This window comes from Pseudomonas chlororaphis, from assembly GCF_001921865.1.
Lineage (GTDB): Bacteria > Pseudomonadota > Gammaproteobacteria > Pseudomonadales > Pseudomonadaceae > Aquipseudomonas > Aquipseudomonas chlororaphis_D.
In genome coordinates this window covers 431,030-456,364 of record NZ_MSCT01000009.1, presented here as the reverse complement: position 1 = coordinate 456,364, position 25,335 = coordinate 431,030, and the positions used below count along the sequence as shown (strand labels likewise).

23 protein-coding genes are annotated in these 25,335 nt (G+C 65.5%); 7 read left to right on the top strand and 16 right to left on the bottom strand.

The window, feature by feature from the left end:
• Window positions 1–7 precede the first annotated feature (7 nt).
• The 9 genes from BTN82_RS12090 to BTN82_RS12050 all read right to left on the bottom strand — a co-directional run bounded on the left by BTN82_RS12090 (window position 8) and on the right by BTN82_RS12050 (window position 9,865).
• Window positions 8–898 (bottom strand): LysR substrate-binding domain-containing protein, encoded by an 891-nt coding sequence (locus BTN82_RS12090; protein ID WP_075119417.1) that lies wholly within the window; start codon window positions 896–898, stop codon window positions 8–10.
• 160 nt (window positions 899–1,058) lie between these two features.
• Window positions 1,059–2,342, bottom strand: a complete 1,284-nt coding sequence (gene dctM, locus BTN82_RS12085) for a C4-dicarboxylate TRAP transporter large permease protein DctM (RefSeq protein ID WP_075119344.1) — start codon at window positions 2,340–2,342, stop codon at window positions 1,059–1,061.
• On the bottom strand, window positions 2,342–2,974 hold the full coding sequence (locus BTN82_RS12080; RefSeq protein WP_075119343.1) for a TRAP transporter small permease: 633 nt from the start codon (window positions 2,972–2,974) through the stop codon (window positions 2,342–2,344). The genes dctM and BTN82_RS12080 overlap by 1 nt, the downstream gene beginning before the upstream one ends.
• Window positions 2,975–3,064: 90 nt before the next feature.
• Entirely contained in the window at window positions 3,065–4,054 is a 990-nt protein-coding gene (gene dctP, locus BTN82_RS12075; protein ID WP_075119416.1) for a C4-dicarboxylate TRAP substrate-binding protein DctP, read from the bottom strand.
• Between the two features lie 210 nt (window positions 4,055–4,264).
• Window positions 4,265–5,080 carry an HpcH/HpaI aldolase/citrate lyase family protein gene (locus BTN82_RS12070; RefSeq protein WP_075119342.1) on the bottom strand — a complete coding sequence of 272 codons (816 nt, stop codon included), beginning with the start codon at window positions 5,078–5,080 and terminating at the stop codon, window positions 4,265–4,267.
• Window positions 5,081–5,255: 175 nt separating this feature from the next.
• Complete coding sequence (locus BTN82_RS12065; protein ID WP_075119341.1) at window positions 5,256–6,461, bottom strand: CaiB/BaiF CoA transferase family protein; 1,206 nt, start codon at window positions 6,459–6,461, stop codon at window positions 5,256–5,258.
• Window positions 6,462–6,480: 19 nt separating this feature from the next.
• Window positions 6,481–7,830 carry an MmgE/PrpD family protein gene (locus BTN82_RS12060; protein ID WP_075119340.1) on the bottom strand — a complete coding sequence of 450 codons (1,350 nt, stop codon included), beginning with the start codon at window positions 7,828–7,830 and terminating at the stop codon, window positions 6,481–6,483.
• A gap of 10 nt (window positions 7,831–7,840) precedes the next feature.
• On the bottom strand, window positions 7,841–9,004 hold the full coding sequence (locus BTN82_RS12055) for an acyl-CoA dehydrogenase family protein (RefSeq protein ID WP_075119339.1): 1,164 nt from the start codon (window positions 9,002–9,004) through the stop codon (window positions 7,841–7,843).
• 21 nt (window positions 9,005–9,025) lie between these two features.
• Window positions 9,026–9,865: a MaoC family dehydratase N-terminal domain-containing protein gene (locus BTN82_RS12050; RefSeq protein WP_075119338.1), complete on the bottom strand. Its 840-nt coding sequence runs from the start codon at window positions 9,863–9,865 to the stop codon at window positions 9,026–9,028.
• A 162-nt stretch (window positions 9,866–10,027) separates the two neighbouring features.
• On the opposite strand from BTN82_RS12050, the gene BTN82_RS12045 reads away from it, so the two are divergent.
• Together BTN82_RS12045 and BTN82_RS12040 are read left to right on the top strand one after the other, a co-directional pair.
• Entirely contained in the window at window positions 10,028–10,912 is an 885-nt protein-coding gene (locus BTN82_RS12045) for a LysR family transcriptional regulator (RefSeq protein WP_075119337.1), read from the top strand.
• Window positions 10,913–11,038: 126 nt separating this feature from the next.
• A complete protein-coding gene (locus BTN82_RS12040; protein WP_075119336.1) occupies window positions 11,039–11,599 on the top strand; it encodes a GNAT family N-acetyltransferase in 561 nt (186 codons plus the stop codon).
• 5 nt (window positions 11,600–11,604) lie between these two features.
• Here the strand turns inward: BTN82_RS12040 and BTN82_RS12035 are convergent, their stop codons facing one another.
• Together BTN82_RS12035 and BTN82_RS12030 are read right to left on the bottom strand one after the other, a co-directional pair.
• Entirely contained in the window at window positions 11,605–11,925 is a 321-nt protein-coding gene (locus tag BTN82_RS12035) for a double zinc ribbon domain-containing protein (RefSeq protein ID WP_075119335.1), read from the bottom strand.
• Window positions 11,926–11,981: 56 nt separating this feature from the next.
• Window positions 11,982–12,557, bottom strand: coding sequence for a manganese efflux pump MntP family protein (locus BTN82_RS12030; protein ID WP_075119334.1), 576 nt, complete (start codon window positions 12,555–12,557; stop codon window positions 11,982–11,984).
• 249 nt (window positions 12,558–12,806) lie between these two features.
• Here BTN82_RS12030 and BTN82_RS12025 point away from each other — a divergent pair, with 249 nt between their 5' ends.
• The gene (locus tag BTN82_RS12025) at window positions 12,807–13,292 is read left to right on the top strand and encodes a GFA family protein (protein ID WP_075119333.1); all 486 of its coding nucleotides are present in this window, start codon (window positions 12,807–12,809) and stop codon (window positions 13,290–13,292) included.
• A 393-nt stretch (window positions 13,293–13,685) separates the two neighbouring features.
• On the opposite strand, the gene BTN82_RS12015 is transcribed toward BTN82_RS12025, so the two are convergent.
• The 3 genes from BTN82_RS12015 to BTN82_RS12005 all read right to left on the bottom strand — a co-directional run bounded on the left by BTN82_RS12015 (window position 13,686) and on the right by BTN82_RS12005 (window position 16,454).
• On the bottom strand, window positions 13,686–14,969 hold the full coding sequence (locus BTN82_RS12015) for an ATP-binding protein (protein ID WP_075119332.1): 1,284 nt from the start codon (window positions 14,967–14,969) through the stop codon (window positions 13,686–13,688).
• A complete protein-coding gene (locus BTN82_RS12010) occupies window positions 14,970–15,677 on the bottom strand; it encodes a winged helix-turn-helix domain-containing protein (protein ID WP_075119331.1) in 708 nt (235 codons plus the stop codon).
• Window positions 15,678–15,848: 171 nt separating this feature from the next.
• Entirely contained in the window at window positions 15,849–16,454 is a 606-nt protein-coding gene (locus BTN82_RS12005; RefSeq protein WP_075119330.1) for a tRNA-(ms[2]io[6]A)-hydroxylase, read from the bottom strand.
• Between the two features lie 227 nt (window positions 16,455–16,681).
• Here BTN82_RS12005 and BTN82_RS12000 point away from each other — a divergent pair, with 227 nt between their 5' ends.
• Window positions 16,682–17,545, top strand: coding sequence for a universal stress protein (locus tag BTN82_RS12000; protein ID WP_075119329.1), 864 nt, complete (start codon window positions 16,682–16,684; stop codon window positions 17,543–17,545).
• Window positions 17,546–17,645: 100 nt separating this feature from the next.
• Here BTN82_RS12000 and BTN82_RS11995 read toward each other — a convergent pair whose 3' ends face one another.
• Entirely contained in the window at window positions 17,646–18,116 is a 471-nt protein-coding gene (locus tag BTN82_RS11995) for a DUF1289 domain-containing protein (protein ID WP_075119328.1), read from the bottom strand.
• 510 nt (window positions 18,117–18,626) lie between these two features.
• Between BTN82_RS11995 and acnB the strand changes: the two genes are divergently transcribed.
• Window positions 18,627–21,236, top strand: a complete 2,610-nt coding sequence (gene acnB / locus BTN82_RS11990; protein ID WP_075119327.1) for a bifunctional aconitate hydratase 2/2-methylisocitrate dehydratase — start codon at window positions 18,627–18,629, stop codon at window positions 21,234–21,236.
• 414 nt (window positions 21,237–21,650) lie between these two features.
• Here acnB and BTN82_RS11985 read toward each other — a convergent pair whose 3' ends face one another.
• The gene (locus BTN82_RS11985; protein WP_075119326.1) at window positions 21,651–22,931 is read right to left on the bottom strand and encodes a serine/threonine transporter; all 1,281 of its coding nucleotides are present in this window, start codon (window positions 22,929–22,931) and stop codon (window positions 21,651–21,653) included.
• 480 nt (window positions 22,932–23,411) lie between these two features.
• On the opposite strand from BTN82_RS11985, the gene BTN82_RS11980 reads away from it, so the two are divergent.
• A complete protein-coding gene (locus BTN82_RS11980) occupies window positions 23,412–23,951 on the top strand; it encodes a cysteine hydrolase family protein (protein WP_075119325.1) in 540 nt (179 codons plus the stop codon).
• Between the two features lie 311 nt (window positions 23,952–24,262).
• Window positions 24,263–25,213, top strand: a complete 951-nt coding sequence (locus BTN82_RS11975; RefSeq protein ID WP_075119324.1) for a 2-hydroxyacid dehydrogenase — start codon at window positions 24,263–24,265, stop codon at window positions 25,211–25,213.
• Window positions 25,214–25,335 lie beyond the last annotated feature (122 nt).

Below are 25,335 nucleotides of genomic sequence, written 5' to 3'. Positions count from 1 at the left end.
ATTCAACTCATCGATCGCTCAACTGATCGCTGAACCACTCCAGCAACTGCACCACCGCCGGCCGCTCCAGGCGCACCCGCTCGCAGACCAGGGCGTACTGCCCCAGGGCGGTCATGCCGGCGGTATTGAAAGGCCGCACCAGACGGCCGCTGAGCAGGTCTTCCTGGGCCGTGAGGTTATCGCCCATGGCCACCCCCTGCCCTTGCGCCGCGGCCTCCAGCGCCAGCCCGGCGTGGGCGAAATACAACTGGCGCGCCGGCCGCAGGTCGCCGGCGTGGCCCGTCAGCCAGGCGGTCCAGGTCTTGCCGTCCTGGTCGTCGTGCAACAGGCAGTGGCGCGCCAGGTCCCGCGGGCTTTTCAGGCTGCCCTGGTTGAACAGCCCGGGGCTGCACACGGGGAAAAATTGCAGGGTCGGCAACGGTCGCACGAAGTAGGCGCTGCTGTCCTGCGGGCCGCTGCCGTAGGTGATTGCCAGGTCGATGTCTTCGCCCGGCACGCTGGCGTCGATCGGCTGCTCGTACAAATGCAGGGTGATATGCGGGTAACGCGCGGCAAAGTCCGCCAGCCGGCTCATCAGCCATTTCTGCGCCAGCTCGGCGGTGACCGCCAGGCGCAGCACCGCCAGGGAGGACGGGTCGCGCAGCTCGTCGCAGGCTTCGCCGATCAGCTCGAAGGCCTGCTGCAGGCTCTGCATCAACCGGCCTGCGGCCAGGGTCGGGCGGATCTGCCGGCCTTCGCGGACGAACAGCGACACGCCCAGTTGTTCTTCAAGCTGACGGATCTGATGGCTTACCGCGCTGTCGGTGACACACAGCTCGGCCGCCGCCCGACCGAAATGCGCGTGGCGCGCCGCGCACTCGAACGTCCGCAAGGCCGCCAGGGAAGGCAAACGTCGCATAATCCAGGCCCTCGAAATGAAGGCGCCCATGCTGCCGCGACGCAGCGCAGGCGTCCAGCACCCTGTAGAAGCGAGCTTGCTCGCGATAGAGCCTCAAGAACACTGGAGCATTCGAGGGCCTTATCGCGAGCAAGCTCGCTCCTACATCGACCGTGTTAGGTCAGTTCATGCCCAGCCAGTTCGGCAGCGCCAGGGAAATGAACGGCACGTAGGTCACCAGGATCAGGAACGCCAGCAGGATCATCAGCCACGGCAGCGCCGCGCGGATGGTCTGGCCGAGGCTCAGGCCGGTCACCGCCGAGGTCACGAACAGGTTCAGGCCCACCGGCGGATGCACCAGGCCGATCTCCATGTTGACCACCATGACGATCCCCAGATGGATCGGGTCGATGCCCAGCTTCATGGCGATCGGGAAGAAGATCGGCGCCAGGATCAGCACGATGGCCGAAGGCTCCATGAAGCTGCCCGCCACCAGCAGCACCACGTTGACCATCAACAGGAAGCCGATGGGCGACAGCCCGGCGTCCATGACGAAAGTGGTGATCTGCTGCGGGATCTGCTCGGTGGTCAGCACATGGGCGAAGAGCATGGCGTTGGCGATGATGAACATCAGCATGATCGACAGCCGGCCCGACTCCAGCAGCACTTTCGGGCAGTCGCGCAGGCGCATGTCCTTGTACACGAACAGCGCGACGAAGGCCGAATACACCGCCGCCACCGCCGCCGCTTCGGTCGGGGTGAACAGGCCGCTGTAGATGCCGCCGAGGATGATCACCAGCAGCAACAAGCCCCAGAACGCCCGGCGCGCGGTGCTCAGCCATTCGCGTAAGGACACCCGCGGTTGCGCCGGCAGCTTCTTGATCCGCGCGATGATGTAGATCACCACCATCAGGATCACGCCCAGCAGCAGCCCCGGCACCACCCCGGCCATGAACAGCTTGCCGACCGAGGTCTCGGTGGCCGCCGAGTACACCACCATGACGATCGACGGCGGGATCAGGATGCCCAGGGTCCCGGCGTTGCAGATGATCCCGGCGCCGAACTCCCGCGGGTAGCCGGAGCGCACCATGCCGGCCACGGCGATCGAGCCCACCGCCGCCACGGTGGCCGGCGACGAACCGGACAGCGCGGCGAACAGCATGCACGCCAGCACCGCGGCAATCGCCAGGCCGCCGCGGATATGCCCGACGCAGGCGTTGGCGAAATCGATCAGGCGCTGGGCCACGCCGCCGGTGGTCATGAACGCCCCGGACAACAGGAAGAACGGGATCGCCAGCAAGGTGTAGGCCTCGGACGTCTCGAACAGCTTGATCGCCAGGGAGCTCAGGGAGTCCGGGCTGAACAGCAGGATCGAGGTGGCGCCGGCCAGCCCTAGGGAAATGGCAATCGGCACGCCGAGGAACATGAACACGAACAGCATCAGGAACAGGCAGAGAATGGCCATCAGCGCTGCTCCTCGTGGTGGCTGGCAAGCTTGCTGGCCTCGGCCGCCTCATCGGCCAGGCCCAGGTTGACCTGGCCGCGCATGAGGATGCGCCACATGATTTCCAGGTAACGGATCAGCACCAGGGCAAAACCGAACGGCACGATCATCGCGATATGCGACAGGTGAATGCCGAACTGGTCCAGGTCCTCGGCTTCGATGCCGGCGTGGATCAGCGCCATCAGCCACTTGAAGCTGGCGACCATGAACAGCCCGGCGTAGACCATGCAGCACAGGCAGGCGACGACCGCCAGCAGGCGCTGGGTCGGTCGCGAGGTGAGCTTGACCAGCGCGTCCACCCCCAGGTGCCCGGCGGTGCGTACGCCGTAGGAGATGCCGAAGAAGATCAGCCAGCCGAACAGCATCTTGGTCAACGCCACGCTCCAGCCCATGTCCTGGGCCAGTTCCATGAGGAAGTCGCCGATGGCCAGGAACAGCGCGCTGCCGCCGGCCCAGGCGTCGCCGATGGCGTAGAACAGCGGATAGAGGTTGTTGAGCACCACGTAGACGAACGTCACCAGCGTCATGGCCGCCAACAGGAAGGCGATGAACGCTTCTTCAAAATGTTCCCAGAACCGCCTCAGCGTGTGCATTGAGGTTCTCCGCGAAAAGACCAGTGGAGTGCAGCCGGTAGCGGCTGCCGAGGACGGCCGCGGCGAGCGCCGCGGCCGGGGCGTACGGCATTACTGCGGGTGGTTGGCGGCTTCGGCGGCCTGGATCAGGTCGGCGCCGATATCGCCCTCGAACTGCTTCCACACCGGGCGCATGGCCTCGCGCCATTCGTTGCGTTGCTCGGGGGTCAGGGCGACGATCTCGCTGGTCTTGGCGTCGATGATCTTCTGCCGGGAGGTCTGGTTCAGGGCTTCGGCCTGCTTGTTCACTTCCACCGAGACCTCGGCCATGATTTTTTCCAGCTCGCCGCGCACGTCCGGCGGCAGGCCGCTCCAGAACTTGGCGTTGGTGATCACCATGTAGTCGATCAGGCCATGGTCGGTCTCGGTGAAGTACTTCTGCACCTCATGGACCTTCTGGCTTTCATAGTTCGACCAGGTGTTCTCGGTGCCGTTGACCACGCCGGTCTGCAGGCCCTGGTAGACCTCGGCGAAGCTCATCTTGCGCGGATTGGCGCGCACCGCCTTGAACTGCTCTTCCAGCACGCTGGAGGCCTGCACGCGGAACTTCAGGCCGCGGGCGTCCTTGGGTTCCAGCAGTTTCTTGTTGGCCGACAGCTGCTTGAGGCCGTTGTGCCAGTAGGCCAGGCCGAGGATGCCCTTGTCCTGCATGGCGGTCAGCAGCTGCTTGCCCTGGGCCTGCTGGAAGCGGTCGACGGCGGCGAGGTCGTCGAACAGGAACGGCAGGTCGTAGATCTGGATCTGTTTGGTGTACTGCTCGAACTTGGCCAGGGACGGCGCCAGCAACTGCACGTCGCCCAGCAGCAGCGCCTCCATTTCCTTGCCGTCGCCGAACAGCGAGGAGTTCGGGTACACCTCGACCTTGACCCGGCCCGGCAGGCGTTCCTCGGCGAGCTGCTTGAACAACAGGGCGCCCTGGCCCTTGGGGGTGTTTTCCGCCACCACGTGGGCGAACTTGATGACGATGGGGTCGGCGGCCTGCGCAACACCGGCGGCCAGCACTGCGGCGGCGCAGAACAACGCCCGGGAGAGCTTGAACATGGACATCACCTTCTTATTGTTGTGGTTGATCGCAGAGTGCCTAAGGGCACCCGTATTGAGAATTTCGAAATTTTGATACCTGCGTTCGGCCCAGACGAACACCATGACTGTGTAGGAGCGAGCTTGCTCGCGATAGCGACTTCAAGCTCGATGCAATCCTCAAGGGCCTCATCGCGAGCAAGCTGCGCTCCTACAGGGGGCAGGATCGGGTCAGGAGGCCAGGGCCAGCAGGCGCTGGGCGCGCAGCAGCACCGGGGCGTCGACCATCTGGCCGTCGATCTGGTAGGCGCCGGCGCCGTGGCGGCCGGCGTCCACCACCCGTTGCGCCCAGGCCAGGTCTTCGGCGCTGGGGGCCAGGGCCTGGTGGATCACCGGCACCTGTTTCGGGTGGATGCACAGGGCGCCGGCAAAGCCCATTTCGTAGGCATGGCGGATGGAACGGCGCAGCCCTTCGGGGTCGTCGATGGCCGGGTGCACGCCGTCCAGCGGCGGCACCAGGCCGGCGGCGCGCGAGTGCAGGATCAGCGCCAGCCGCGCCTGGTCGAGAGCGAACTGCGCCGCCGCCGAACCGCTGCTCAGGTTCAGGTCCAGCGCCAGGTCCAGGCCGCCGAAGGACAAACGCTGCACCGCCGGCGCCCGGGCGATTTGCGCCAAGGCCAGGAGCCCGCGCGCGCTCTCGATGATCGGCCAGAGCGCTTTGCCGGTGGCGGCCACGCTGGCCACCTGGGCGGCGCTTTCGACCTTGGGCAGGAGAATGCCGAGCACCCCGGCCTGGCCTTTGCAGAACTCCAGGTCGGCCGCGTGTTCGGCATGTTCCGGGGCATTGACCCGCACCCACAGCCGCACCTGGGGCTGGCTGTCGAGGAACTGGCCGAGGTTGTCCCGGGCCTGGCGCTTGAGCGGCTCTTCGACGGCGTCCTCGAAATCGACGATCACCGCATCGGCGCCGCTGGCCAGGGCCTTGGCAAAACGCTCGGGACGGCTGCCCGGCACAAACAGGGCGGAACGGGCAATAGGGTCAGGCATGTTGGATTCCTTGTGAATGATGCAGGCTCTGCGGCCTCTGTGGTGCTTCCCCAATTCCCCTGTAGGAGCCAGCTTGCTCGCGATAGGCCCTCAAGATGCGCAGCGGCCTTTTGGGCCTATCGCGAGCAAGCTCGCTCCTACAGGGGCGTACAAACCGGCAAGCCGATGACCGGCTTCAGATCACGCCGTCGGCCCGCAGTCGTTCGATGGCTTCGGCGGAGAGGCCCAGCCCGGCGAGGATCGCGGCGCTGTGCTGGCCCAGCGCCGGGACGCCGTCCATGCGCGGCGTGAACGCCGCGTTGCGCGCCGGCGGCAGCAACGCCGGCAGCTTGCCGGCCGGGCTGTCGACCTCGCGCCAGCCGTCTCGGGCCTGCAATTGCGGGTGCTGCCACACGCCCTGCATGTCGTTGACCCGGGCGCTGGCGATCTGCGCCTGTTCCAGCCGGGCGATCACCTCCTCGACCGTCAGCCGGGCAAAACTGTCGACGATGATCTGCCGCAGCGCCTGGCGGTTGGCCGAGCGTTTGAAGTTGGCCGCGAAACGCTCATCGCCGGCCAGCTCGGGCATCAGCAGCACCTTGTCGCAGAACGCCGCCCATTCGCGCTCGTTCTGCAGGCCGAGCATCACCGTGCCGCCGTCCCCCGCCGGAAACGGCCCGTAGGGGTAGATGGTCGAGTGCGCCGCGCCGGCCCGGGGCGGAGGCGGCGCGCCGTCGAAGGCGTAGTACATCGGGTAGCCCATCCACTCCACCAGGCTTTCCAGCATGCTGATGTCGATGCGGCTGCCCTGCCCGGTCCTGCCGCGCAGCAGCAGCGCCGAGAGGATGCCGCTGTAGGCGTACATGCCGGCGGCGATGTCGGCGATCGAGCAGCCGGCCTTGGCCAGTTGCTCCTCGCCCGGGCCGCCGGTCACCGACAGAAACCCGCCTTCGCTCTGGATCAACAGGTCGTAGGCCTTTTTCTTCTCGTAGGGGCCGCCCTCGCCGTAGCCGGAAATGTCGCAGACGATCAGCCGCGGGAAACGCTCATGCAGCGCCTCGAACGACAGGCCCATGCGCGCCGCCGCGCCCGGCGCGAGGTTCTGCACCAGCACGTCGGCCTCGGCCAGCAGGCGCTCGAGAATGTCGCCGGCGGCGTCCTGCTTGAGGTCCAGGGCCAGGCTTTCCTTGGAGCGGTTGGTCCACACGAAATGCGAGGCCAGGCCGCGCACGCGCTCGTCGTAGCCGCGGGCGAAATCGCCGCTGCCGGGGCGTTCGACCTTGATCACCCGGGCGCCGAGGTCGGCCAGTTGGCGGGTGCAGAACGGCGCGGCGATGGCGTGTTCCAGGCTGACCACGGTGATGCCGTCCAGCGGCCGGGGGTGTGCGGTAGTAAGTGTCATAAGACGTCCTCGGGCGGGCTCAGGGCCATTCGTTCACGTGTTCGGCGTCGCGCAGGCTCCACACCCGGTCGATCAGGGCCGTGCCCTGCTCCGGGGTACGCGCGCCAGAGAAGCGCAGCAGGCGCTGGAACTTGTCCGCCAGCTCCACCCGCGACAGGCCGTTGCCCGGGTCGCCCTTGGGCTCGTCGATGGCGCCGTGCAAGGTACGGCCGTCGTCGGTGGCGACTGTCACCCGGCCCAGCCAGCGCTGCGGGTAGGCCCGATCCACCTCGGGGTCAAGCAGCATCGACACCTTGTCGCGAAACGCCGCCACCGCCGGATCGGTCAGCGCCCGTTCATGGAACTCCGGCAAGCCGGCCCGGCCGTGCACGGCAATCAGGCCAAGCACGGTGCCCATGGAGAATTTGGCCTGGTGCACCGTGCGCGGCACGGCCACCCGCCCCAGCACATCGATGGCGCCCTGGTGCACGCGGGTCTCGACGCTGACGATCTGCCGGTGGTCGAGCCCTTCGCGCTGCATCAGCGCCAGCAAGGCATCGGCGGCCGGATGGGTATGGCGGCAGGAGGCGTGGAACTTGAACGAGGTTTCCAGCAGCGCCCAGCGACTGCCTAGGCGATCGGACAGCTTGCCCGGCTCGGCGTCCCAGGACATGCCCGCGGCCAGGCCCTGCTCGCCTTCGAGAATATTGCGCGCGCCGGTCAGGCCGTCGCGGGTCAGGTAGGCGGCGAGCAAGCCGTCGGCGGCGGCCTTGGCGGTGTGCAGTTGCTTGGAATCCGCGGCGTCGCGCAGGAACTCCCAGAGCCCGGCGGCCTGGGTCCCGGCGCTGCCCAGCAGGTTGATGAACTGTTCCTGGTCGAAGTCCATCAGCTTGCCCACCGCCACGGCCGCGGCGAGGGTGCCGACGGTGGCCGTGGTGTGGAAGATCCGGTAGTGGGACCGGCCCATGAACTCGCCGATGCGAATCCCCGCCTCGTAGCCGGCCACCGCGGCCAGCAGCAGCTCGCGGCCGGACTTGCCCAGGTCCTGGGCGGCAGCCAGGGCGGCCGGGAACACCACGGTCGCCGGGTGCAGCACCGAGCTGTTGTGCAGGTCGTCCTGCTCCACCAGATGGGACGACGCGGCGTTCACCAGCGCGGCGAAATACGCCGAGCTGCCGCGCCCGTTGACCAGGATCCGCGCCGGGCCGTCGGCCGGGCCCATCCGCTGTGCGTAGCGCTCGAACAATGGAATCGGGTGCGCGCCCTGGCTGGCCAGCGCCGAGCCGAGCCAGTCGAGGAACAACTCTTCGGTGCGCGCCAGCACGCTGTCGGGCAGCTGCGGGTAAGTCAGGCCGGCAAGGAACCCGGCCAGGGCTTGGGTATGGTTCATGCTCGGTTCCTCAGAAGCTGCGCGGCAGTTCGAGCAAATGCTCGGCGACGTAGGACAGGATCAGGTTGGTGGAAATCGGCGCCACCTGGTACAGGCGGGTCTCGCGGAACTTGCGCTCGACGTCGTATTCGCAGGCGAAACCGAAGCCGCCATGGGTTTGCAGGCAGGCGTTGGCCGCCTCCCACGAGGCCTTGGCCGCCAGGTACTTGGCCATGTTGGCGCTGGCCCCGGCGTTGCGGCCGCTGTCGTATTCCTCGCAGGCGCGCCAGCGCATCAGATCGGCGGCCTCGATCTCGACATGGGCCTCGGCGATGGGGAACTGCACGCCCTGGTTCTGCCCGATGGGCCGGCCGAACACCACGCGGTCGCGGGCGTACTGGCTGGCCTTCTCGATAAACCAGCGGCCGTCGCCGATGCACTCGGCGGCAATCAGCGTGCGCTCGGCGTTGAGGCCGTCGAGGATGTACTTGAAGCCCTTGCCCTCCTCGCCGATCAGGCTGTCGGCGGGGATCTCCAGCTGGTCGAAGAACAGCTCGTTGGTCTCATGGTTGACCATGTTGGCGATCGGCTGCACGGTCAGGCCGTTGCCGATGGCCTCGCGCAAATCGACCAGGAAGATCGACATGCCTTCGGACTTCTTCTTGACCTCGGCCAGCGGCGTGGTGCGCGCCAGCAGGATCATCAGGTCGGAATGCTGGATGCGCGAGATCCACACCTTCTGCCCGTTGATCACATATTTGTCACCGCGCCGGACGGCGGTGGTCTTGATCTTGGTGGTGTCGGTGCCCGTGGTGGGCTCGGTCACGCCCATTGATTGCAGGCGCAGCTCGCCGCTGGCCAGCTTGGGCAGGTAGAAGCGTTTCTGCGCTTCGCTGCCGTGCCGCAGCAGGGTGAACATGTTGTACATCTGCCCGTGCACGGTGCCGGAGTTGCCGCCGCAGCGGTTCACTTCCTCGAGGATCACCGAGGCTTCGGCCAGGCCCAGGCCGGAACCGCCGTACTCCTCGGGGATCATCGCCGACAGCCAGCCGGCGTCGGTCAGGGCCTTGACGAAGCGTTCCGGGAAACCTTTTTCTTCATCGATCTGGCGCCAGTAGGCGGCGTCGAATTCGGCGCACAGGGCACGCACGCCTTCGCGGATGGCATTCAATTCTTCGTTGTTGTCGGGGTTCATCGAACAGCTCTCCGCCGGTGGTTAGTGTGGAATGAGGTCGAACGACACTTCGCCCTGCTGGGCCAGGCCGGCGTCGTTGCCGGCCCAGAGTTCGGCGACGCCGGGGCGGACGATGCGCCCACCGACCTCGAACGCTTGCGGTGCGATCAACGGCCGCACGCCGCGGTAGGAAAAGCTGCGCAGCCGCGCCTCGGGGTGGGCGCGGCAGAAGGCACGCAGGCTGAGGGTGGCGATCAGCGGGCCGTGCACCACCAGCCCCGAATAGCCTTCGGTCGCGGTGACGTAGGGAAAGTCGTAATGGATGCGATGGCCGTTGAAGGTCACCGCGCTGTAGCGAAACAGCAGGGTCGGATTGGGCTCGACGGTTTCGCGCCAGTCGCCCGTGGGCAGCGCCTCGCCGCTGCCCGCCCGGGGCGGGGTCGGCTCGCGGTAGACGATGTCCTGTTCTTCGCGAATCGCCAGGCGCCCGTCCTGGGAATACTCATGGCGCACCGTGACGAACAGCAGCGCGCCGCTGCGCCCGGTCTTTTCCTCGACCTGGACGATGGTCGACACGCAGTCGGCCTCGAGGCCCGCGCGCAGCGGCTCGAAGAATTCCAGGCGGCCACCGGCCCACATGCGGTTGCGCTTGGCCGCCGGCGGCAGGAAACCGCCGCGGGCCGGGTGGCCGTCTTCGCCCAGGGCGCTTGCGGCCAGGGGCTCCTGGAAGAAGCACCACTGCCACAGCGGCGGCAAGGCTTCGCCATGGGCCGGCACGGGTTCGCCGAAGGTCGCGGCGATGCGCTTGAGCAGGTTGTGGCTGAGCAGGTCTCGGGCTTGCTGGCTACGGCCTGTCCAGGCGCGGGGATCGGTCACGCTCATCGGTCGGGTCCTGTCGTGTGGTGGTGGAACCGATCATGCAAGCGGCGGCGCGTTCCGAGAATTTGCATTTCAATAAGCCGGCGTTCGGTTATGCTGAACGCCGTTGCCCCGACGCCGCCTGTCCCGCCACCTTCTTCACCCGCACGCCCCCGGAGAGCGCCCATGCATTTCGATCTGGCCGACCTGCGCCTGTTTATCCATATCGCCGAATCGCCGAGCCTGACCCAGGGCGCCAAGCGCGCCTTCCTCTCGCCGGCGGCGGCCAGCGCGCGGATCAAGGCCCTGGAAGGCCAGCTCGAGACCCGCCTGCTGTACCGCGACAGCCGCGGCGTCGAAGTCACCCCGGCCGGCGAACGGCTGCTGCAGCACGCGCGGCTGATCATGCGCCAGGTGGACTACCTGAAAAGCGAGTTCACCCAATACGGCGGCGATTCCACCGGGCATATCCGCATCTTCGCCAACACCACGGCGGTCACCGAATTCCTCCCCGAGGTGCTGGCCGGCTTTCTGTCGAAACGCCCGGGGGTCACGGTGGACCTGCAAGAGCGGCTGTCCCGGGACATCGTGCGCGGGGTGCTCGACGGCACCACCGACATGGGCATCATCGCGGGCCCGGTGGAAGCCAGCGGCTTGCAGGTGTTGCATTTCAGCACCGACCACCTGGTGCTGATCCTGCCGGTCAACCACCCGTTGGCGGCGCAGCCGGCAGTGACCCTGGAACAGACCCTGGCCTACCAGCACATCGGCCTGCACGAAGGCAGCACCTTGCTGAGTTTCTTGCGCGAACACGTGGAACGGATCGGCCGACAGCTGTCGCTACGGATCCAGGTCTCGAGCTTCGAGGCCATCTGCCGCATGGTCGAGGCCGGCGTCGGCATCGGCATCATTCCCGAGTCGGCCGCCATCCGGCACAGCCGCACCATGCAACTGGCGACGGTGAAACTCGACGAAACCTGGGCCGTGCGCGAACGCAGCATCATCGTCCGCGAACTGGACGCCCTGCCCGGCAGCGTGCGGGCGCTGATCGCCACCTTGATGCCCGACTGAGCGCCGCGCGCAATACCGTTGATCGACCGCGCGGCCGCGGCGCACCCATCCTTGACTTCGATCAACGGCTGGCTGCGCCACAGGCGTACACCATGGGCATCCCTCAGGCTCTTTGGAGACGCCCCCATGCCCCATTCCGCGCTCGATACGTCCACCGCCTTGCCGACGCCCCAGGGCCAGCACTGGATCGACAGCCTCAGCGACGGCAGCCATGTGCTGATCCGCCCGTTGCGCGCCGAGGACCGGGGGCGGGAAAAGGCCTTTATCGAGAACCTCTCGCCGCTCACCCGGCACAACCGTTTTCTCGGCGAGATCAAGGAAGTCGGCGAAGCCCTGCTCGACCAGTTGATGGACATCGACGGCAAGCAGCGCGTGGCGTTCGTCGCCCTGGTGCACGATAACGGCGAGCTGCGCGAAGTCGGCATCAGCCGCTACGCGAAAATCCCCGGCTCGGCGGATATCTGCGAATGCGCGGTCACCGTGGCCGACGACTTCAAGCACAAGGGCCTGGGCGCGCTGCTGCTCCAGCACCTGATCGACGAAGCCCGGGCCAACGGCATGCGGCAGATGTACTCGGTGGATTCGGCGGCCAACCGCAGCATGCGCGAACTGGCCCGGGCCCTGGGTTTTCGCAGCAAGACCGACCCCGACGACGCCACTCAGGTGCTGCACACCCTGACCCTGTAGCGCCCTCAGCCGGAGGCGTTGCCGCACTGCCCGCAGAACCGCGCCCCCGCCGCCAGGGGCGCGGCGCATTGAGCGCAGGCCCCGGGCGCCAACGAAGTGCCGCACTGCTGGCAAAACCGTGCCTTGGGCGCATTGTTCGCCCCGCAGCCCGGGCAAGGCGGGCCGCCCACGGGCGGCGCGGCGCCGCCGGAACGCGGGCCATGGCCACCGCCATATCCATCACCACCATATCCATCGCCACCATGCCCGCCACCGTGATGCCCGCCTTGATAACCGCCATGCCCACGGCTGCGGTGGCCGCCCAGCAAACGTTCGAGAAAGCTCATGTCGATCACTCCTGATTGAGAGAGTCGACAGTAAAAACCCTGAAGTAACTATAGAGTCAACCCAGGGCCGACAAGTGCTCGTAGAGAATGCTCGAGCCGACAATGATCAGCACGATGCCGCCGAGGATCTCCGCCCGTTGGCCCATGACCGTGCCGATGGCGCGACCGAGCATGACCCCGAGGGTGACCATGGTCATGGTCGCCAGGCCGATGGCGGTGGCCGCGACCCAGATGTTGACGTTGACGAAGGCCAGCCCCACGCCCACCGCCAGGGCATCGATACTGGTGGCGAAACCGGTGACCGCCAGCAGCCAGAACCCGTGCTGCTTCGGCGCGTCCTGCTCCTGCGCCGCCTGCTCCAGTTGCAGGCCGTTGTGGATCATGTGCAGGCCGAGCGCCAGCAACAGGCCGAAGGCGATCCAGTGGTCCCAACTGGCCACCCATTGCGCCGCCGCCTGGCCGATGAACCAGCCGACCACCGGAGTGATGGCTTCGATCACGCCGAAAATCAGGCCGATGCGCAGGGCTTCGAGCAAACGCGGTTTATGCAGGCTGGAGCCTTTGCCGACCGCGGCCGCGAAGGCATCGGTGGACATGGCGAGGGCAAGGAAGAGAATCGAGACTGGGTTCATGTTGGGTTTTCCGGTCGGGCTTGAGTCCACGACATGCCCACGCGCCCGACTTCAGCGCAGGTATGTCGATGGTCTCACCAACCAGAAGGTGCCCGTACCACGGCAGGTTGCCGAGAATGTTGATACGGGCGCTACCGGACGACCCGGCAGCAGGTTACTCCCCAAAGAGGCGCGCAGCTTACGGCAGCGGTTGTGAAAGTTTCATCAACTAGGCTGTGGTTCCCTGCCCGCGACGTGTCGGAGGTCATCATGCGACTCGAAGGTTCCTGCCATTGCGGCGCCGTCCATTTCAGCCTGGACAGCGCCCACCCCTACCCTTATCAGCGCTGCTACTGCTCGATCTGCCGCAAGACCCAGGGCGGCGGCGGTTATGCGATCAACCTTGGCGGCGACGCGGCGAGCCTGAAAGTCCGCGGCCGCCAACACATCACGATCTACCACGCGCGGCTCGAGGAACCCGGCAAACGCGCCCGGCGCAGCAGCGCCGAACGGCATTTCTGCAGCCTCTGCAGTTCCGGGCTGTGGCTGTTCAGCCCCGAGTGGCCGGAGCTGATCCACCCGTTCGCCTCGGCCATCGACACGCCGTTGCCGGTGCCGCCGGAACACACCCACCTGATGCTCGACTCCAGGGCGCCCTGGGTGGAAATCGACTGGCATCCCCATGACGTGCAGTTCGAGCACTACCCGCAGGAATCCATCGCCCAATGGCATGCGCGCCTGGACCTGCAACGCTAAGTGAAGGGTTTTCACAGTCTTTGACAGTTTTACGACAAAGCTGGCAAAGATTGCCCGCGGCCGCGGCCCTAGCATAAGCGCACCCCCTGCCCCACGGAGGCCGCATGCCTGGCCGCTTATCCCCTCTCTTGCTCGGCGCGCTGCTGGGCGGCATCAGCCTCCAGGGTCCGCCGCCGCCCGCGCCACCGCCCCCCGCGAGCCCGCCACCGCCGCGCTTCGTCCTTCAGGCGCAGCCGGTGGCGGCCCCGGCAGTTCCTATTCCAGGGACCACCAGCGCTCGCGTACCTTGAGTTTCTGAGTGCGATGACGCCATCGCGAGCAAGCTCGCTCCTACAGGATTGCCGACTTCTGGCAGGAGCGAGCTTGCTCGCGAAAGGATCCACCAGGCGCCGCTTACTCGGAGTGCGCCCAAGTCATGCGAAACGACGCCCCGCCCCATTGCGAATCCGTCACCTCGACCTGGCCGCCGTGGGATTGCGACACCCGGCGCACCAGCGCCAGGCCGAGGCCGAAGCCGCCGGTACGACGGTCGCGGCTGGCGTCGAGGCGCGAGAACGGCTCGAAGATTTTCTTCCGTCCGTCCACCGGCACGCCCGGGCCGTCATCGTTGACCTGGACCTCGTAGCCCTGCCCGACCAGCCTCAGGGATATCTCGACACGGCGGTCGGCGTAGCGGATGGCGTTGCGCAGCAGGTTGATCAGCGCCCGCGCCATGAAGCGCGGCTCGATGCTGATGCACTCGACCTCGCAGGCGCGGATCGACATCTGCACCCCCGCCGCTTCCGCCTCCAGGGCCACGCTGCCGACCACGCTGTCGAGCCAGTTGCGGGCCTGGATATTCTCCCGGCTGATCACCGTGGCGCCGCGCTCCAGGCTGGCGTAGGTCAAGAGTTCGGAGACCATTTCCTCCAGTTCACCGAGGTCGGCGTACATGTCAGCGATCAGCTCGCCGTTGTGTTTCGGGTCCGACTGCTTGAGCTGGTCGAGCTCGAACGACAGCCGTGCGATGGGCGTACGCAACTCGTGGGACACCGCGTTGGTCAGCTCGCGCTGATTGGCGATCAGGCCTTCGATGCGGCTGGCCATGCGGTTGAAGTGCTCGGCCAGCTCGCGAATGTTCGAGCGCCGCGACAGGTGCAGGCGCGCGCTCAAGTCGTTGTCGCCGAAACGCTGGGCGGCCAGGCGCAGTTGCTCCAGGTCGCGCCAGTGCGGACGCACCCAGAAATACAAGACGATGCCCACCAGCGCGCCCAGCAAGGCATAGGCGGCGATGGTATAGAGCCAGGTCAGCGAGGGTTCTTCCGGCAGCTTGATGCTCAACAGCTGCGAGCCCTGGTCGATGCGCGCGATGTAGTGGGTGAACTTTTCCCGCACCACCAGCTGGTTGGCGGTGAGCAAGGCCTGCTCGCGCGCGTCGAGGTGCAACGCGGCGCGGTCGACCAGGCTCAATTGCAAGCCGTAATGCGGCCGCAGCGCCTGCAATTGCTGCTCGCGTTCGGCACCGTCGAGCGGCCGCAGTTGCTCCACCAGGCTATAGGCCGGGCCGCGCACCGCGTTGCGGTTGTAGGTCTCCAGCGGGTCCTCGAGAATCGCCGTGAAAATATGGTCGACCGCGGTGATCGCGCCGGCGAAACCGATGGCCAGGACGATGTACAGCCCCAGGAACAGACGCAGCATCTACAGCTCCCACGCGAACGGATTGAACAGGTACCCCTTGCCCCAGATGGTCTTGATGCACACCGGCTCGCGGGGGTTGTCGTGGAGCTTGCCGCGCAGCTTGCTGATGTAGACGTCGACGCTGCGGTTGAGGCCGTCGAAGGCGATGCCGCGCATGCGGTTGAGGATGTCGTCGCGAGAGAGGATCTTGCCCGCCGAGTTGGCCAGCAGCCACAGCAGCTCGAATTCCATGGTGGTCAACTCGATCAGCTCGCCGGCCAGGCGCACTTCCCGGCAACTGCGGTCGATGGCCAGGCTGCCGAACGCCAGCGCGCCGCGCACCACCGGCTCCGGCACCTGGCGACGTTGCAGGGCTCGCAGGCGGGCCAGCAGCACCGCCGGCTTGATCGGCTTGATCACGTAATCGTCGGCGCCAGACTCCAGCCCCAGGATATGGTCCAGGTCGTCTTCCTTGGCGGTCAGGATGACGATGGGCGTGTCCGCCAGGCTGCGAATTTCCCGGCACACGTGCAGGCCGCTCTGGCCCGGCAGCATCAGGTCGAGCACGACGATTTTCGGCTTGAATTCGAGAAAGGCCGCCAGCGCCACATCGCCACGATGCACCGCCAGGACTTCGAAACCGTGTTGGGAGAGGAAGTGCGCGATCAACCCGGCGAGCTTCTCGTCATCTTCCACCAGCAATACTTTGCCAAGACCCGGGTTATCCATACATACCAGTCTGAGAACGCACAATTTGAGTGCGCGCAGTATAAGCGGCATCGGATAAATCTGAACGCAGGGCACCCCGCAAAAACCGGCTCGAACGGCCGGTTTTCAGCAATCTTTCATACTTTTAAGAGTTTTTTACAATTTGCCCGCATTTTTCGACAGACAGGCGCCTTACGCGCCAGGCACGCCGCTGTGGAAACGGAACTCGACGTCCGGCGATTCGATCAGTTCGCGCTCGGCGGCGCGCACCTTGTCGATTACCTGGGCGATGTCCTTGGCGTCGCCGTACTGATAGGCCAGCTTCAGGTAGCCCTGGAAATGCCGGGCCTCGCTTTTCAGCAGGCCGAAGTAGAATTTGCCCAGTTCTTCGTCCAGGTGCGGCACCAGCGCCTCGAAACGCTCGCAGCTGCGGGCCTCGATAAAGGCGCCGACCACCAGGGTGTCCACCAGCTTCACCGGCTCGTGGCTGCGCACCACCTTGCGCAGGCCCGAGGCATAGCGCCCGGCCGACAACTGGCGCAGCTCGATCTTGCGCCGCTTCATCAGGCGCATGACCTGCTCGTGGTGCACCAGCTCTTCCCGGGCCAGGCGCGACATCATGTTGATCAGATCGACATGGGAGTGGTACTTGGCGATCAGGCTCAGGGCCGTGCTGGCCGCCTTGAACTCGCAGTTCTTGTGGTCGATCAACAGGGTTTCCTGATCCGCCAGGGCCGCTTCGACCCAGGCATCCGGCGTGCGGCAACCGAGGAACTCGTGGATTTCCGGCAGGTTCATGGCTGCCCACCCGCGACGGTGGCGGACGCGCAAGACAGGGCACAGGCGACTTCAGGGATCGATAACATGGGGCTCACGGCATAGGGGTTCACGGCGAAGGGCGCCGATTATACCGGCCGCGCCGCAGACCACCAGCCGCGGCGCTTGATGTGCATCAACATCCACGGCGACGCGCAGCAACTATAGTTGTGCAACGCAGCCTTCTTCCCCCTCTGGAGATCCCGACCATGCAAGCCATCCGCAGCATCCTGGTGGTCATCGAGCCCTCGCTTGGCGAAAGCCTCGCGCTCAAGCGCGCCAAGCTGATTGCCGGGGTGACCCAGGCTCACCTGCATTTGCTGGTGTGCGACAAGAAGCACGAGCATTCGGCGCTGTTGAGCGTGCTCAAGAGCAGCCTGCTCGGCGAAGGCTACAGTGTGACCACCGAGCAGGCCTGGAACGACAGCCTGCACAGCACCATCATCGACGTGCAGCAGGCCGAAGGCTGCGGCCTGGTGATCAAGCAGCACGTTGCCGACAACCCGCTGAAAAAGGCCCTGCTCACCCCCGCCGACTGGAAGCTCTTGCGTTACTGCCCGACCCCGGTGCTGCTGGTGAAGACCGCCAAGCCCTGGACCGGCGGGGTGATCCTGGCGGCTATCGACGTCGGCAACGCCGACGGCGAACACCGCAGCCTGCATGCCAGCATCGTCGACCACGGTTTCGATATCGCCAGCCTGGCCAAGGCGCAGTTGCATGTGATCAGCGCCCACCCGTCGCCGATGCTGTCGGCGGCCGACCCGGTGTTCCAGCTCAAGGAAACCATCGAGGCGCGCTACCGCGAGCAGTGCAAGGCGTTCCAGGCCGAATTCGATGTCGACGACCACCATTTGCACATCGAGGAAGGCCCGGCGGACGTGCTGATCCCGCACATCGCCCATGAGCTGCAAGCGGCGGTGACCATCATCGGCACCGTGGCGCGCACCGGGATTTCCGGGGCGCTGATCGGCAACACCGCCGAAGTGGTGCTCGATGCCCTGGAAAGCGACGTGCTGGTGCTCAAGACGGACGAGATCATGGACCACCTGGAGGAGCTGGCGGCCAAGCCTTGATCGAGGCCGACGCCATCGCGGGCAAGCCTCGCTCCTACAGAATTTGCGTCGTTCACTCAATCACTTGTAGGAGCGAGCTTGCTCGCGATGCTTTTGAGGCTCAGGCGCCAAAGGCATCCTTGAGAAACCCCGGCGCGATATAGCGCTGGTAGTGGGCTTCCGACAGGAGGAAAAACTCCCGATCGATGGCATCGCGCAATTCCGGCAGTTCCCAGTCGCGGAACTCCGGCAGCAGCACCATCCCGTAGGCGTCCAGCTGGTTGATGACCCGCGCGCCCCGGGCGATCAACTGGTAGGCCCAGCAATACTCCGACTGATGCGGCACGAAGCGGATCTTGCGCTGCTCCAGTTGCTCGCGCAGCCGCCGGGGGTCGAACACCTCCAGCTTGGCCGCCATCACCTGCACCAGCAATTGCTCCAGGCGCAGCCACACCGCGTGCTTTTCTTCCTCGTTGTAGCCGTTCCAGTGGATCACTTCATGGTGGAAACGCTTGCAGCCACGGCACACCAGGTCACCGTAGACCGTGGAGCAGAGGCCGACGCAGGGGGTCTTGATCGTCTGATTGGGCATAAGTAGGCAATACGCGGAAAAAATCGAAACAGGCCCGCATGTTAGCCCTTTGTCCAACATTGATCACCCCTCAAACTTCAGGGGTTCAGGGTCTGTCGGGCGTGGACGGCGACCGCGAGGCAGGCCCGCGCCTTGCCGCGCGCACCTTGGCCCGGCACCGCGATTCGCCACCAAAGTCCAATACAGCCTGTCTTACCTTTAATTTTTTTTTGCCGTAGAATCAGCCAGCCTTTTTAGGCGCCAATGTCCGTTAGAAGCTGTTTTCAAAGCGTCACGAGCACAGTCGTTCCTTCAGAGCGGTGTTGGCGATGGGTCTTTCCAGCGGGGAAAGCCCAGCGCCAACCCTCATCAGCTCCCGTTCTGCAGGCGTAAAACTTTGAAAGCAGCTTCTGTAAGGAATTGTCGGTAATTCTGGCTAAGTGACCCACAACGTCACGCAGCGCATGAGTACGGCAATTTCGGGATGAGCGTCCCGGACACCCATTTGGGACCACTGATGAGGGTAATACTGTGCTTGAAGCCTACCGCAAACATATCGAAGAGCGCGCAGCACTGGGTATCGTTCCCCAGCCGCTAAACGCCGAACAAACTGCAGGCCTGGTCGAGCTGCTGAAGAATCCCCCCGCTGGCGAAGAAGCCGTCCTCGTTGACCTGATCACCAACCGCATTCCACCAGGCGTCGACGAAGCCGCTTACGTCAAGGCCGGTTTCCTCTCCGCTCTGGCCAAGGGCGAAGTCACCTCCCCTCTGCTGGACAAGAAGCGCGCCGTTGAACTGCTGGGCACCATGCAGGGCGGCTACAACATCGTGACCCTGGTCGAGCTGCTGGACGACGCCGAGCTGGCGCCAGTCGCCGCCGAAGAACTCAAGCACACCCTGCTGATGTTCGATGCCTTCCACGACGTGGCTGAAAAAGCCAAGAACGGCAACGTTCACGCCAAAGCCGTGCTGCAATCCTGGGCTGAAGGCGAGTGGTTCAAGAAGCGCCCGGTGCTGGACGACAAGATCAGCCTGCGCGTGTTCAAGGTCACCGGCGAAACCAACACCGACGACCTGTCCCCTGCTCCAGATGCCTGGTCCCGTCCCGACATCCCGCTGCACGCCCTGGCCATGCTGAAAATGGCCCGTGACGGCATCGTTCCGGACGAGCAAGGCAAGACCGGCCCGATGAAGCAGATCGAAGAGATGCGCGGCCAAGGCTTCCCGATCGCTTACGTCGGCGACGTGGTCGGTACCGGCTCCTCGCGTAAATCCGCGACCAACTCGGTGCTGTGGTTCTTCGGCGACGACATCCCTTACGTGCCGAACAAGCGCGGCGGCGGTTTCTGCTTCGGCAGCAAAATCGCTCCGATCTTCTACAACACCATGGAAGATGCCGGCGCCCTGCCGATCGAGTTCGACGTTTCGAACATGAACATGGGCGACGTGATCGACCTGTACCCGCACGCCGGCAAGGTCTGCAAGCACGGTACCGACGAGGTCATCACCACCTTCGAACTGAAGACCCCGGTCCTGTTGGACGAAGTCCGCGCAGGCGGCCGTATCCCGCTGATCATCGGCCGTGGCCTGACCGAGAAGGCTCGTGCCGAGCTGGGCCTGCCAGCGTTCGACCTGTTCAAGAAGCCGGAAGCCCCCGCTGAAAGCACCAAGGGTTACACCCTGGCGCAGAAAATGGTCGGCAAGGCCTGCGGCCTGGCAAAAGGCAAAGGCATCCGTCCTGGCACCTACTGCGAACCGAAAATGACCACCGTGGGTTCTCAGGACACCACCGGTCCCATGACCCGTGACGAGCTGAAAGACCTGGCGTGCCTGGGCTTCTCCGCTGATCTGGTGATGCAGTCGTTCTGCCACACCGCGGCCTATCCAAAGCCGATCGACGTGACCACCCACCACACCCTGCCTGACTTCATCATGACCCGCGGCGGCGTGTCCCTGCGTCCGGGCGACGGCATCATCCACTCGTGGCTGAACCGCATGCTGCTGCCAGACACCGTGGGTACCGGCGGCGACTCGCACACCCGCTTCCCGATGGGCATCTCGTTCCCGGCCGGTTCCGGCCTGGTCGCGTTCGCCGCTGCCACTGGCGTCATGCCGCTGGACATGCCGGAATCGATCCTGGTGCGCTTCAAAGGCGAAATGAAACCTGGCATCACCCTGCGTGACCTGGTTCATGCCATTCCTTACTTCGCCATCCAGAACGGCCTGCTGACCGTCGAGAAGAAAGGCAAGAAAAACGCCTTCTCCGGCCGCATCCTGGAAATCGAAGGCCTGGAAGGCCTGACGCTGGAACAGGCTTTCGAGCTGTCCGACGCCTCGGCCGAACGTTCGGCTGCCGGTTGCACCATCAAGCTGTCGAAAGAGTCGATCACCGAGTACCTGCAGTCCAACATCACCCTGCTGCGCTGGATGATCGGCGAAGGTTACGGCGATGCCCGGACCCTGGAACGTCGTGCACGCGCGATGGAAGCCTGGATCGCCAACCCTGAGCTGATGGAAGCCGATGCCGACGCCGAATACGCCGAAGTCATCGAAATCGATCTGGCCGACATCAGCGAGCCTGTGCTCTGCGCGCCGAACGACCCGGACGACGCTCGCCTGCTCTCCAGCGTCGCTGGCGAGAAGATCGACGAAGTGTTCATCGGTTCCTGCATGACCAACATCGGTCACTTCCGCGCGGCCGGCAAACTGCTGGACCAGGTCAAGGGCCAACTGCCGACTCGCCTGTGGCTGTCGCCGCCGACCAAGATGGACGCTCACCAGCTGACCGAAGAAGGCTACTACGGCATCTACGGCAAGGCTGGCGCGCGCATGGAAATGCCGGGCTGCTCGCTGTGCATGGGTAACCAGGCACGCGTCGAACCGAACTCCACCGTGGTGTCGACGTCGACCCGTAACTTCCCGAACCGTCTGGGCGACGGCGCGAACGTCTACCTGGCCTCGGCCGAGCTGGCGTCCGTGGCGTCCATCCTGGGTCGCCTGCCGACCGTCGAGGAGTACATGGAATACGCCGGCAAGATCGACAGCATGGCAGCGGACGTGTACCGCTACCTGAGCTTCGACCAGATCGCCGAGTTCCGTGAGGCTGCTGCGAACGCCAAGATTCCGGTGGTTCAAGCCTAAGGCTGCAAGGCACTGAAGAACGCCGCGTATCCCACGACGATACGCGGCGTTTTTTTATGCCCGGTGTTTGTTGCCGCCGGCCGCCCGGGTGCCAAATGCCAGGCCCCATCACCGGCCTGATCCCCTGGCTGGCGCCCTGCCCCACGGCGGTGGAACAGCCTCTCCCGCCACGACAATGGCGACCCGACATCCAACGCTAAAGCCCCCTGCGCCCGCCAGGCTGCCACGGCCTGTTTCGTCCTGGCCAATACGTCATTGCCCGATCGAAGCCTGCGCTCCGTAACGGCGTGCCCCCGCCCGACGCTTTCTTCCAGGCAAAAAAACGGCCATGCCGCGCTCGATGCGCAGTCATGGCCGTGCTTGGGTTCGCTCAAGCATTGGCCCGCCGCCGAGGGGCGACGAGCCGCCGGCGGGTCAAGCGCTCAGGGAATAGACCAGCGCCGAGATCGCCACCAGGCCTACCAGGGTGACGAACACGTTGGACGCCTGGCCGCGGTAGCGGGCCATGGCCGGCACCTTGCGGATGGCGTACATCGGCATCAGGAACAGGATGGCCGCGATGACCGGGCCGCCCAGGGTCTCGATCATGCCGAGGATGCTCGGGTTGAGCGTGGCGACGATCCAGCACACCACCAACATGAAGGCCGCGGTCATGCGGTCCAGGGCCTTGGCGCCCGGACGGCGGCCGCTCTTCACGATCAGCCCCTTGAGGCCTTCGCTGGCGCCGATGTAGTGCCCCAGGAACGACTTGGCGATGGCCACGAAAGCGATCAGCGGCGCGGCGAAGGCGATGGTCGGGTTGCTGAAGTGGTTGGCCAGGTACGACAGGATCGACAGGTTCTGCGCCTTGGCTTCGGCCAGTTGCGCCGGCGACAAGGTCAGCACACAGCTGAAGACGAAGAACAGCACCATCGCCACCATCAGCAGGTGGGCGCGGGACAGGATCTGCGAACTGCGTTCCTCGGCGTGCTGGCCGTAACGACGCTTCTGGTCCACGGCAAAGGCCGAGATGATCGGCGAATGGTTGAACGAGAACACCATGACCGGGATCGCCAGCCACAGGGTGTGCAGGAACGCCGAAGGCGCGGGGACGTCGCTCGCGGTGGCGAGGATACCGCCGTTCCAGTGCGGGATCAGGAACACCGCGAGGAACGCCAGGGCGACGATGAACGGATAGACCATCAGGCTCATGGCCTTGACGATCACCTGCTCGCCGCAGCGCACCACGGCCAGCAGGCCGAGGATCAGCACCAGCGACAGCACGGCGCGCGGCGGCGGCATGATGTGCAGTTGGTGCTCCATGAAGCTGCCCACGGTGTTGGTCAGGGCCACGCTGTAGATCAGCAGGATCGGGAAGATGGCGAAGAAGTACAGCAAGGTGATCAGGGCCCCGGCCTTGATCCCGAAGTGTTCTTCCACCACGTCGGTGATGTCCGCGCCTTCGCGTCCGGAGAGCACGAAACGGGTCAGGCCGCGGTGGGCGAAGAAGGTCATCGGGAAGGCCAGCAGCGCCAGCACCAGCAGCGGCCAGAAACCGCCAAGGCCCGCGTTGATCGGCAAGAACAGGGTTCCCGCACCGATGGCGGTGCCGAACAGGCCCAGCATCCAAGTAGTGTCATGGCGGTTCCAGCTGGCGAGGGTCGCTGGTGCTGCCGCTTCAAAGCGTTGATCAACGCTGTTGGCCTGATCATTCATCCGGTGGGATCTCCACATTCCGGTCATTTGCCACCCGGCCAGGACGCGTCGGAATACCCGACAGACAGAGCCCTCGCCGAAACAGGGGCGCGATTGTCCGGGATTACTCAGCAGAAGCAAAGACTTAGCTGAGGAACGGTTTAGCGGTGCAGGTGCCTGGACCGGTACTTTGCGGCCCCTGCACCGCCGCCGGCGTCCGTAAACCGGGCCCGCGGCAGGCTCGCCGGCCCTGCGAACATACGTGCTGCCCAGCACAGACAAGGCTCATGGCGCGCATTGACAGCGCCTGAACCCGGGCCTCATGATCGGCGCCATGACTCTTTTCCCGCGCCGCCTCGCCCGCACTACCACCACGACTGCTTCCGGCGGGTCGTGGGGTCGCTGCATGAGCTGACAACAGCGCAGTAAAACCCAAGGCCCCGCCAGCGATGGACGGGGCCTTTTGTTTCTCCGTCCTTGCGGCTCACAAGGAGAAACACCATGTCCTCATCCCTCGCCCAGCGCCCTGCCCTGTTGATTATCGATATGCAGGTCGGCCTGTTTCACGGACCGGAGCAGCCCTTCGAGGCACAGCGCGTACTCGATAACATCAACCAGTTGATCCAGCGTGCCCGGCAAGCGGGTGCGCCGGTCATCGCCGTGCGCCATACCGGTCCGCAAGGCTCGCCCATCGCCGCCGGCAGCGCGCCATGGCAGTTGGTGCCGGAACTGCGGCTCGATCGCGACGACCGCCGGCTGGACAAGACCCGGCCCAATTGCTTTGCCGGCACTGAGCTGGCCGAACACCTGAGGGCCCAGGGGATCGACGGGCTGGTGATCGTGGGCATGAAAACCCAGTACTGCATCGACGCCACCTGCCGCGCTGCCATGGACCTGGGCTTCGCCGCCGTGCTGGCGGAAGACGCCCATACCTGCATGGACACGCCCCTGCTCCCGGCTCGGGCGATCATCGACCACCACAATGCGACCCTCAACGGTGCTTTCGCCCAATGCCTCAAGAGCGCCGATATCCGCTTCTGAGGTCCTTGCTGGCGATTGGCCTTTGAAAGCATCGCTGCTCTCTCGGCCTTCATCGCCAGCAAGCTCGCGCCTATAGAATCGGAGCAGGCGCAATGTCGCGACCGAGCGCACTCCTGTAGGAGCCAGCTTGCTGGCGATGGACCCTTGAAGGCACCAGTCATCTTGCGGTCATCATCGGGTGTCGGACGGCGCTGGCGGCGCCTTGCCAAAAGCCCTCTGCAACCCGCAATCTTGAGCCCTTGCGCAACGCATCGGGTGCTGGCGATGCGCCGTACGCTGCCCCTCCCTCTTCAGTCCTTCAGGAGTCACGCATGCCCGCCACCGTTCTGGTCCTGGTCGAAACCATCAACGACTACCTGCCGATTCTCGAACACCAGGGGTTCCACCTGATCCTCGCGCCAACCCCCGGCGAACGGGCGGCGGCCATCAAGGCCCATGCCGGGCAGATCGACGTGGTGCTCACCCGCGGCCCCCTGGGCCTGACCGCCGAAGAAATCGCCGCCCTGCCGCGCTTGCAGATCATCTGCGTAATCGGCGCCGGCTACGAACAGGTCGACCTGCAAGCCGCGAGTAACCGCGGGATCCCGGTGACCAACGGCGCCGGGGTCAACGCCTCGTCGGTGGCCGACCATGCCCTGGCGCTGCTGTTGTCACTGGTGCGCGACATTCCCCGGGCCGATGCCGCCGTGCGCCGCGGCGAGTGGCCGAAAGTCATGCGCCCGTCCCTGGCCGGCAAGCGCCTGGGCATTCTCGGCCTGGGCGCGGTCGGCCTGGCCATCGCCAAGCGCTGCGCCAACGGTTTCGACATGAGCGTGAGCTACCACAACCGGCAGATCCGTAACGACGTGCCCTACTGCTTCTGTTCGACCCCGACCGAACTGGCGCGGCACTCGGACTTCCTGGTGGTCGCCACGCCCGGCGGCGTCGGCACCCGCCAACTGATCGACCAGGCCGTGTTGCAGGCCCTGGGCCCGGAGGGTTTCCTGGTGAATATCGCGCGCGCCAGCGTGGTCGACAGCGCCGATCTGTTGCAGGCCCTGGAACAGCGCAGCATCGCCGGCGCGGCCCTGGACGTGTTCGACGACGAGCCGCGCGTGCCGGATGCCTTGAAGACCCTGAACAACGTAGTGCTGACACCCCATGTCGCCGGGCTGTCGCCGGAAGCCACCCGAGACACGGTGGAACTGGTGGGCAAGAACCTGCTGGCGCACTTCGCCGGCCAGCCGCTGCTGACCCCCGTCGCGCTGCCCGAAGCCAACTGAACCGGGCTCTGTCCGAAAAGTGGCTACGCTCAGCCATGCTGCGTTAAAAACAGGCTCGGAATGCTCATGTAGGCTCCTACACTCCGCTTCCTCGCCTGTTTTTGCCTTGCCTGACTTTCGCT

What these genes read in the sequence shown, in the direction of transcription:
- BTN82_RS12090 (WP_075119417.1), bottom strand. Translation starts at nt 898, where the DNA reads ATGCGACGTTTGCCTTCCCTGGCGGCCTTGCGGACGTTCGAGTGCGCG.
- dctM (WP_075119344.1), bottom strand. Translation starts at nt 2,342, where the DNA reads ATGGCCATTCTCTGCCTGTTCCTGATGCTGTTCGTGTTCATGTTCCTC.
- BTN82_RS12080 (WP_075119343.1), bottom strand. Translation starts at nt 2,974, where the DNA reads ATGCACACGCTGAGGCGGTTCTGGGAACATTTTGAAGAAGCGTTCATC.
- dctP (WP_075119416.1), bottom strand. Translation starts at nt 4,054, where the DNA reads ATGTTCAAGCTCTCCCGGGCGTTGTTCTGCGCCGCCGCAGTGCTGGCC.
- BTN82_RS12070 (WP_075119342.1), bottom strand. Translation starts at nt 5,080, where the DNA reads ATGCCTGACCCTATTGCCCGTTCCGCCCTGTTTGTGCCGGGCAGCCGT.
- BTN82_RS12065 (WP_075119341.1), bottom strand. Translation starts at nt 6,461, where the DNA reads ATGACACTTACTACCGCACACCCCCGGCCGCTGGACGGCATCACCGTG.
- BTN82_RS12060 (WP_075119340.1), bottom strand. Translation starts at nt 7,830, where the DNA reads ATGAACCATACCCAAGCCCTGGCCGGGTTCCTTGCCGGCCTGACTTAC.
- BTN82_RS12055 (WP_075119339.1), bottom strand. Translation starts at nt 9,004, where the DNA reads ATGAACCCCGACAACAACGAAGAATTGAATGCCATCCGCGAAGGCGTG.
- BTN82_RS12050 (WP_075119338.1), bottom strand. Translation starts at nt 9,865, where the DNA reads ATGAGCGTGACCGATCCCCGCGCCTGGACAGGCCGTAGCCAGCAAGCC.
- BTN82_RS12045 (WP_075119337.1), top strand. Translation starts at nt 10,028, where the DNA reads ATGCATTTCGATCTGGCCGACCTGCGCCTGTTTATCCATATCGCCGAA.
- BTN82_RS12040 (WP_075119336.1), top strand. Translation starts at nt 11,039, where the DNA reads ATGCCCCATTCCGCGCTCGATACGTCCACCGCCTTGCCGACGCCCCAG.
- BTN82_RS12035 (WP_075119335.1), bottom strand. Translation starts at nt 11,925, where the DNA reads ATGAGCTTTCTCGAACGTTTGCTGGGCGGCCACCGCAGCCGTGGGCAT.
- BTN82_RS12030 (WP_075119334.1), bottom strand. Translation starts at nt 12,557, where the DNA reads ATGAACCCAGTCTCGATTCTCTTCCTTGCCCTCGCCATGTCCACCGAT.
- BTN82_RS12025 (WP_075119333.1), top strand. Translation starts at nt 12,807, where the DNA reads ATGCGACTCGAAGGTTCCTGCCATTGCGGCGCCGTCCATTTCAGCCTG.
- BTN82_RS12015 (WP_075119332.1), bottom strand. Translation starts at nt 14,969, where the DNA reads ATGCTGCGTCTGTTCCTGGGGCTGTACATCGTCCTGGCCATCGGTTTC.
- BTN82_RS12010 (WP_075119331.1), bottom strand. Translation starts at nt 15,677, where the DNA reads ATGGATAACCCGGGTCTTGGCAAAGTATTGCTGGTGGAAGATGACGAG.
- BTN82_RS12005 (WP_075119330.1), bottom strand. Translation starts at nt 16,454, where the DNA reads ATGAACCTGCCGGAAATCCACGAGTTCCTCGGTTGCCGCACGCCGGAT.
- BTN82_RS12000 (WP_075119329.1), top strand. Translation starts at nt 16,682, where the DNA reads ATGCAAGCCATCCGCAGCATCCTGGTGGTCATCGAGCCCTCGCTTGGC.
- BTN82_RS11995 (WP_075119328.1), bottom strand. Translation starts at nt 18,116, where the DNA reads ATGCCCAATCAGACGATCAAGACCCCCTGCGTCGGCCTCTGCTCCACG.
- BTN82_RS11985 (WP_075119326.1), bottom strand. Translation starts at nt 22,931, where the DNA reads ATGAATGATCAGGCCAACAGCGTTGATCAACGCTTTGAAGCGGCAGCA.
- BTN82_RS11980 (WP_075119325.1), top strand. Translation starts at nt 23,412, where the DNA reads ATGTCCTCATCCCTCGCCCAGCGCCCTGCCCTGTTGATTATCGATATG.
- BTN82_RS11975 (WP_075119324.1), top strand. Translation starts at nt 24,263, where the DNA reads ATGCCCGCCACCGTTCTGGTCCTGGTCGAAACCATCAACGACTACCTG.